The 8,567-nt window shown below is 75.4% G+C and carries 1 protein-coding gene; it reads right to left on the reverse strand.

What is annotated here, in order from left to right:
• Positions 1 to 8,555 (reverse strand): hypothetical protein (locus tag ABD54_RS23795; RefSeq protein WP_047871768.1); only part of this gene is annotated, 8,555 nt, incomplete at its 3' end.
• Positions 8,556 to 8,567: the final 12 nt, after the last annotated feature.

Consider the following 8,567-nt stretch of genomic DNA (forward strand, 5'->3'; position numbering starts at 1 on the left):
GGCGGGGTGATACCGGCCAGGTGGGCGGCGGTGGCGTTGGTCGCGGTGGTCCAGGCGGTGACGGCGTCGTCGTAGGCGTTCAGCGCGGTCCGGTAGGCGGTGACCTGGTTCTCGTAGGCGGTGCGGGCGCCGTCGAGGGCCGCGCGGTTCACGGGGGTGGGGTCGGCGGCGTGGGCCCTGTGCGCGTCGAGGTAGGCCTTGACCAGCGCTGGGAGCCCGGCGCGCTGCTCGGTGTAGGCGGCCTCGGCGGCGGCCATGGCCGTGGCGGCGTCGTACTCGGCGGTGATGGGCGCGTCGGCGGCGTCGGCCTGTTCAGGGGTCAGGACGCCCAGGGCGACGGCGTCGCTCCGGGAGATCCAGGCACTGGTCCTGTTGGTGTGGTGGGAGGTGAACTGCCGGGGGGCGGTGCCGCCGAAGAACGTCTTCTCGTCGGTGCGCGCACCGGTGGTCCAGGTGGTGTCGAACTCCACCAGGTAGGCCGTGCCGAGCCGCTGGCGCTCCATGTCGGAGGGCTCTCCGCTTGCCAGGCCGTGGCCCGTGGGCGAGTCGCCGGTGACAGTGCGGGCCGCGGTCTCGCCGGAGCCGGTCATGTGGGCTGTGCGGTCGCTGTCGTCGGGGTCCACGGTGTGGTGGCCGGTGGGCCGGAAGGCCGTGGTGGCGCTGGCGCCGCCGCCCCGGGAGCGGCCGTGGGAGACGCTGCGCCCCTCGGCCTCCTTGCGGACCAGCCGGGCGTCGGGGCGTGCGGTGAGGATACGGGCTCCGGTGAAGTCGGGGGTGGCGGCGACGCGCCACTGGGAGCGTCCGATCCGCAGGATGTCGGTACCTGAGGGGCGGCCGAGGTTGTGCGAGAGGAGGCCCTTGAGGGCCACGGGGTTGAGCGAGTTGTCGATGGGGGTGTAGCGGGGGTCGAGTGCGAGGTGGTCGGCTACGTGACGGCGGGCGTCGTCGGTCGTGCGGACGTGGTGGGCGCGGAGCCGGTCGAGTTGCTCGGCGCTCGGGTTCCCTCCGAAGTCGGGCGCGGTCGGGGGTGTCCAGCCCAGCGACGCGGCGACGGTCCGCAGAGCGGTGTCGCGCAGGTCGGGACCGTGGACGGCGGTCGGCATGATGACGGCGTCGCGCAGCGCGTCCGGCGGCGGGGTGAGCTCCCCGGTGGCGGTGGTGACGGCCCCCGCGAGGGTGTCGCCCGCGCGGGGGGTGGCGGCGGGCGGTGCGGGCACCGTGTCCAGCGGTGCGGCGGGAGCCGCGGGCGGGGTGAACTCCAGCGACGAACCCAGGTGGAAGGCGCGGACCCGCCCGCCGTCCACCGTCGTTTTCTCCACGACCGGTGGCTTGTACTCCAGGTACGGCGCCCTCTCTGCCCGCCTGACGCCCGCGGTGGGCACGAGCCCGTCGCCGTCGACCTCGATGGTCAGGGTCAGGGACGCGTCCTCCGACATCTTCACGTAGGGGCCGGAGGACTCCATCACGATGGTGTGGGTGGTCTCCGAGGACGAGGACAGCCACGCGGACGCGCTCCTGGTTCCACCGACCCCCGCCGCGGGGGAGACGAAGCGGAGGCTGCTGTCCGGGGGGCGGTCACCGCCGCCGTTCGTGCCGCTGGGCTGCCAGGGGACGAAGTCCAGGCCCGTGGTGCGCGAGGTCTGCCGGGAGTCCTGGTGCGAGTGCTCGGCCTGCCAGGAGTGGGTCTCGACGGTCGCGGCGGCCGAGGTGACGTAGTCGACCCGGGGGTTGGTCCTGTCCAACTCCACCAGGACCCGTGCGGGCTTGGAGAAGTGGGCGTTGCGATCCGTCGACACGACGTTGACGGGGATCGGCGGGAGCGCGTCCGTCGCGGTTCCCAACTGTTCGGAGAGGGTCACGAGCAGGCGCTCCTTCCCCCCGCGGCTGAGAGTGAGCCCGCGGGTGCGCAGCCTCGTCTCCAACGCGTCCACGGCGCGGGCGGGATCGACGGGGAGGGTCTGCCTGCCCGCGCTGTCGAATCCGGCGCGGACGCGGGCGTGGGCCGGTGGTGCGGGGTTGGTCTGGGTGGCGGGTGAGGGTGCGCCGTCGTCTCCGTGGGTCACGGCGTCGGTGATGACGCCGGCCTGTTCGGCGTCGCGGGCGGCGATGTAGCCGGAGACGAGGTCGTCGACCCGCGCCTTCCATCCGGCGTACCTGTGGGTCCACCAGTTGGGGAGGTTGAGGCCGCGGTGCTTCTTGAACTCCCAGGCCTGCGCGACCGCGCCCGCGGCGGTGAAGGCGTAGACGGCCGCCGACTTGGGCAGCAGGAGGAGCCCCGAGGCGGAGGAGACCTCGGAGTCGGAGGTCTCGCCTCGGCGGAGGAAGCTCCGGTTGTGGGAGGGGCCGGCCATGGGGACCATGCCGTCGGCGGTGGACCGCTCGACCCCGGATTCGGCCCCGCCCTCCTCGATGGAGTTGGTGGTTCCACCGGCGAAGCCCGAGAACCGGGCGAAGAGGCCGTTGATCCTGGTGACGGCCGCGGACGCCGTCGACGACGTCTCGGACTGGACGGTGACCTGTGCCTTGGTCAGCCTCAGGTCGGTGATCTCGCCGACCGTGATCTTGGTGACCCCGGTGGCCCTCATGTCGTTGGGGGACAACCAGGTGCCCCGCATCTCGATCCGCCTGCGGCGGCCCGATTCCGCGAAGGACGCGGGGTCGGAGGCGATCGCGGTGGGGGACATGAGGTTGGAGAGAAGGGCCGATCCGCCGACGCCGTCCAGGAAGGAGGAGAGCTTCATCCGCCCCCCGTTTGACCAGAACCTGCGCGGACGGGAGAACACGTCGAGAGTGCGGCGCAGGAGGTTGCGGCCCGGTCCCGTCCCGTCCGCCTCCCGCAGCAGGGGGTTGACGTGCTCGATGACCGCTCCGTGGTCCAGCAGGACACGCGTGTTGTCGGTCGGCGGGTCGGCGGGGGTCCGCCCCTCCGCCTCGGAGGTCCGAGCGGTCTCTTCGGACGGTGCGGTCCCCCCGGTCCCGTCACCGGTGCCGTGCCCGGTCCCGGGGGCGTCGTCATCGGAGGAGTCGCGGCGCCCCGGGCGGGGGTCGAGCATCTCCCGCGCCTCCTCGGGGGTCATGACCGACCGCTCCCGGCCGGTCCTGTCCGGATCCGGCCGCGCTGAGACCAGGTTGTCGCCGACGGTGGTGGCCGTGACCACGGAGTAGGCGGCCTTGATGGGCCGGTCCAACAGGTCCGTTCCCCGGTTGGCGGCGCCGCCGGCCTGCTCCTCGGCGTCGTGGTCGTGCAGGCGGGCGCTGAGGACCACCTCGCCGCTCCACCGGTCCGAGCCCTCGGGGAAGAACAGGCGGGCGTCGGACTTGTGTCCCAGGCCGTACGCCGCGTCGAAGTGGTTGACCCGGTTCCAGCCCGCCGAGGCCATGAACCCGCCGAGCAGCCGGGCGAACCCGCGGGCGTCGCCTTCGGCCGAGCGCACCATGCCCGAACCCGCGGAGACGGCGAGGGTGAACGCGCTCCCGGTCGCGGACTCGGTGGAGGCCGAAGCGGTGCCGCGCACCCGAAGACCCGTCTCGACGGTGCTCTTCCCGTCATGGGACAGCCGGCCGAACTCCGCGTGCAGCCGGACGGTGACCGTGTTCGGGCGGAAGAACTCCTTCAGCCTCGCCATCAGGGTCGGGTCCACCGTCGCCGACTCCCGGAGCCGGACGGGCAGGCCCTCCCCGGGGCGGGCGAGCCTTTCGAGGCCGTCCTTGCCCAGGGTGCTCTGGAGGGTATCCCGCAACAGCATCGTGTTCTCGCGGGCGGTGTCGTAGGAGCGGCGGAACCCCCAGCGCTCACGGAACGAACGCTCGAAGTAGGAGGCCTCCTCCCGTCCGGGCCTGCGGGCGTAGGTGTCCCGGTCGCGGGCCAGCTCGGGGATGACCAGGCCCGGGTGCTCCCGCGCGATCCCGGCGAGCACGTCGTGCAGGTACCGGTCCAGGACGCCGCGCCGCTCGTCCGACGTGACCGCCGGCGCCTGATCCGCGGAGGCGTTCGACCCCACGGTCCCCCCGGCTCCGTCGGGGGCCCCGCCGTCCCCGGTCCCGTCGCGGGGGGCGGAACCGCTCCACTCCAGGCCGAGGAAGTGCGACCCCCGAAAGTGGACGGGGTGGTCAGCGTCCAGGTGCGGGTAGGGCGGGCGCCGTTCGTCCCGGCCCCCTCCGTCGGCGGGCTCCTCGCCCCGTGCCGCCCGGTCCAGCCGCTTCGCCGTCTCGCCGGGGAGCAGCTCCACACCGGTGACGGTGAAGTGGTGGGGTTCCGCCTCGCCCTGGACGTGGACGGACAGGTCGTGGGAAGCACCGTAGGCGGCGAACTCCTCCGTGGAGGAGACGTAGCGGCCCAGGGAGCGGTGCTCGCCCGAACCGGAGACGTCGTGGCTCTCTGAGTGGAGCGACTGCCACCAGGTGGCCTCCACATGGGGGGCGTTGACACGCAGCGTCCCTCCGGAGGGGAGTTCGGCCACCAGACCGAAACCGGCTCCCCCCGTAAGGGTGAAGCTCGTGTTGCGGCTCTGGGTGAGGCTGGTGCCGTCCTTGACGCCCTCCTTGAAGGTCGCGTCGTCGATCAGCGGACTGTGGTCCTTGATCCGGTAGTCGCGCGGCCTCGCTGAGAACTCCATCATCACCTCGCCCAGGCGGGGGTGGGAGACGCTCACGGTGACCGGCCCCCGGTCCAGGTGGGGGAGGTACTCCTGGAAGGAGTCGTTGTCGAGGACGTGCCGGATCTCGTGCTGCCACCGCGCGATGTCCTGGCCGGTGCCCGGCCCGGTGAGGTCCTTCATCCACTGGACCGCGCCGTTCGCGCTGGTCGCCTCCCTGTTCAGCCGGTAGGCGTCGGAGACCAGGTAGTCGGCGACCCAGGAGCCCAGGTCGGTGTGCGCGGGGCCTCCTCCGGCCGGGGGGTCGGGCGTGACGCTGTGGACTGCGATGGGCAGGCCGCCCGTCGGACCGGGGCCGCGGGGCCGGTGCCCCGGGCCGCCCCCCTCCCGGGCGCCCGGGGCGAGGTCGATGCGCACCGGCATCCCGTCCGGCCGCCCCCGGACCTCGCCTGACAGGGTGAACACCATGCCGTCACGGACCACCGAGGAGCCGACCGGGAGGTCCACGGCGGGCGGATGGTCCTCCCCGGTCCCTTCCGCCCGCGCGGTAACCTCGGCCCACACCCGCAGGTCGTTGGCGTAGAACTCGGGCTTGGCGAAGGTCGTGTACTCGATCTTGGAGGCGGCGGTGGTCGTTCCGCCGTGGGACGCCGCGCGCTGCCCCCGGGAGAAGCTCCCGCCGACCGTCACCCACGGCCCCGCCGCGGACCCGGTGACGTCGCCGAGCAGCAGCGGGCTTCCCGTGAAACGCGCCGCGAGGATCCGGCGCGGGTCGTAGGAAGACGAGCCCCCGGTGGTGGCGGAGCGGCTGCGCTCCTCCTCACGGGACTCCAGGGGCGCTCCCGTCTCCCGGTGCTCGACGTCCAGGTGCCGGTACCCGGCGGGGTCCTCGGACGCCAGCGAGACCCGCACGGTCCAGGACCTGGGGGCGGCGCCGTCGGTCCCGGGTTCGGTGACGGTGACCTCCCGGCCACCGGGCGCGAAGAAGACGGACATCCCGTGTTCGTGGGCCACCCGGTTCAGGGCCGCGTCGACCAGCCCGGGGAGGCCGGGCGGGGGGTCGGCGATCCGCTGGCCGACGATGCCCGCGACCGCTTGGTGGACCGCCCTGGTGAACAGGCGGTCGGGGCCGCTCAGCCGCGAGGTGACGAGGTAGTCCAGGTCGTACCGGGCGTCCGTCTTCTCGCGCAGGCGCGACGCCGACGGGAGGTCCCCGGGGAGCAGCGCCTCGGCGCGGTCGGCCGAGAGTTCGGCGTCCCGCGCGTGGCGCCGGGCGTCGGCGAGGTCCTGCGCGGTGCGTCCGAGCAGGTCGCGGGCGCCGCCCACCAGCGCGTCCGTTCGCCGCAGGTCCGACTCGACCCGCGTGGCCGCGGGATGGGCGCTGTCCGGGGCTGAGCGCAGCGCGGTGGACATCCGGCCCAGGGCGTCCAGGGCGGCGGTGGTGCCGGCGACGCGCGCGGACCCGGCGAAGGCCTCCGCGCCGGCACGGGCCAGCCGCGCGGCGTCCGCGGCCTCGCGCGCCTCAACGATGGCGTCGGTGAGGCGCCGGGCCGCGTCCCGGGACTCCTGCGGCCGCCGGGGGCGCGCGGTGTCGGCCAGGGCCGCGTCCCGGAGGGCGTCCTCCGCCCGCGCGAGCCGGTTCCGTGCGATCCCGGACCGCCGGTAGGCGTCGTCGGCAGCCATCCGGGTACCGGCGGAGTCGGACGCCGCGCGGTGCGCGGCCGCGGTGAGGGCTTCGACGGCCGCGGCGGTCGAGTCGTGGTGTGCGGTGGCGGCCTCCTCCACGCGCGCCCGTGCCCCGGTCCGCTGCCGTTCCGCCCGGTCACGGGCGGAACGGACGGCCGCCTCACCTCCCATGGCGGTTCGGTGGGCGTCCGTGCCGGGGGCGGCCGCCCGGGTTATCCGCTCCGCCAACGCGACCGACGCGGCGGTCCGACCGGCGAACCCCTCGGCCTGGTCCGCGGCCAGCCGCACCGCCCCGGCCCCGTCCGCGGCGCCGTACCGCTGCCGGACGGCCCGTTCCGCCGCGGCGACGGCGGCCTCGGCGTCGGCGGTGTCGGCCGCGTCCCGTGCCGCCTGCGCGGTCCGGTCGGCGGCCCCGCGCGCGACGCGCAGGGCGTTGGCGGTGCCGACGGCGGCCCGCTCCGCCGCGGCCGAGGTCCGTTCGGCGTCCCCGACCACGCGACGGGAGACGGCGGTCAGGGCGTCGTCCGCGGTCGCGGCGGCATCGCGGAGCGCGGCGTCTGCGTCCCGTGCGTGGCGCTCCGCCCCGTCCCGCAGCCGCACCGTCTCCTCGTGGCTGGCGCGGACGGCGGCCTCGGCGCCTACGGCGGCGCGGTGGGCGTCCGTGCCCGGAGCCGTACCCCGTACCGCCCGCTCGGCGCGGTCGAGGGCGGCGGACGTCCCGCGTGCGGCCTCGACGGCCAGGCGCGCCGCGTCCCGTGCAGCTCCGGAGGCGCGGGCGGTCTCCTCGTGCGCGCGGGCGGCCTCTTCGGCGGCGGTCACGGCGTCCGCGGTCACGGCGCTGGCGTCGGCCGCGTTCCGGGCCGCCGCGGACACCCGGGCCGCCGCCGCACGTGCCAGACCCAGGGCGTTCTCGGCCGTTGCCCTGGCCCGCTCCGCCACGGTTGCGGCCTCGGAGTGGGAGAGCGGGGTCGGCGGGTCCCCGGTTTCCCCCTCCGTCGCGCGCGATTCGGGGCTTCCGTCCCGGCCCGGCGTCGACTGCTCCCCGGACCGTCCTTCCGAGGCCGGCGCGTCTGCGTCGCCGCCCACCAGCACCGTGTTGACGGCCGTCACCGCACTCGGTGCGCCCTGGGGGGAGGGGCCCCGGTCTGCGGGGTCCTGCATCGCGTAGCGGACGTGGTCCGTCGTGAGCCGTTCGCCGGGCAGCCAGAGCCGGGCGCGGGCCGGGTCGTGGCGGTCCCGGAGGTTGCGTTCGACGCCTCCAAGGAGTGTGGCTGCGTCCTCGGCCCTGTCCGCCGGGAAGGCGTCCGGGTCGGCGGGTGTCCGCGGGTCCGCCGGGGCGGACAGGGTGAAGACCAGCCCGAGCGCCAGAGCGCGGGCCCTGCGCACGGAGGGGTTCTGCGGGGCGCCGTCGTCGGGTCGAGGGGAGAGCAGGCTCTGGATGTCCGCGCTCACCGCCCGCGCCCGCGCGACGTCCCCTTCGCCCAGGTGCCGTCGGGCCTGTGCGACCAGCTCCGAGGCGCGTTCGGCGCGGGTGTCCGCGCGGTCGGCGGTGGGGGCCGGAGGAGCACCGTCGCCGCCCCGGTCGCGGACGGTGCCACGTCCGGTCCCGGGCCCTTCGCCCGTCTCGGCGTCCCCGGTGCTCCGGGGGGCGTCGTGGCGGTCCGCCGAGGGGCCGGTCGCGCCGGGCGGGGATGCCTGCGCGCCGGTGCTCACGGCCGCCGGGACCGGTCCGTCCGAGGGGTCGGAAACGGTGGGAGCGCGCCACGCCGTGCCGATCTCGGTTACGGGGAAGGCCCGGACGGACCCGGCGTCCCCGTCCGGGGCGTTGTACAGGTCCTGCGGGGTCCTCACGCCCTTCACGGCCGGGGGCGGGGCGTCGGCACTGGGCCGCGGGTCCTGGGCCTCCAACCACTCGGTGTCCAGGCTCGAGGTGTCGGACGCGGTGTCGTCGAACACCGACGACGTGTCGGAGCCCGTCTCGCCGAGGGAGGAGTTGTCGTCCGCGTCGTCACGGAGGCCCGGGGAGCCCTCGGCGGGGTTCAGCGAGGCGTCGAACGAGTACGGGGGCGCGCTCCCGCCCCGGTCCGCGGTGACGGTGGAGGGGGAGCCGTTCCGCTCGGGGCCGGTCTTTCCTGCGGGGGCCGGTTCCGGACCGGACCGCGCCGTCTCCCGCGCTCCCGGGCGGGACGGCTGGCCCGCCTCGCCGGACGGACGGCCGGGGGGAGCCGTACCCTGCGGCGGTGCGGCGCGGTCGGCGCCGGTCGGGGGCGTCACGTCGCAGGCGTT

Source organism: Nocardiopsis sp. RV163 (assembly GCF_001029525.1).
Classification (GTDB): domain Bacteria; phylum Actinomycetota; class Actinomycetes; order Streptosporangiales; family Streptosporangiaceae; genus Nocardiopsis; species Nocardiopsis dassonvillei.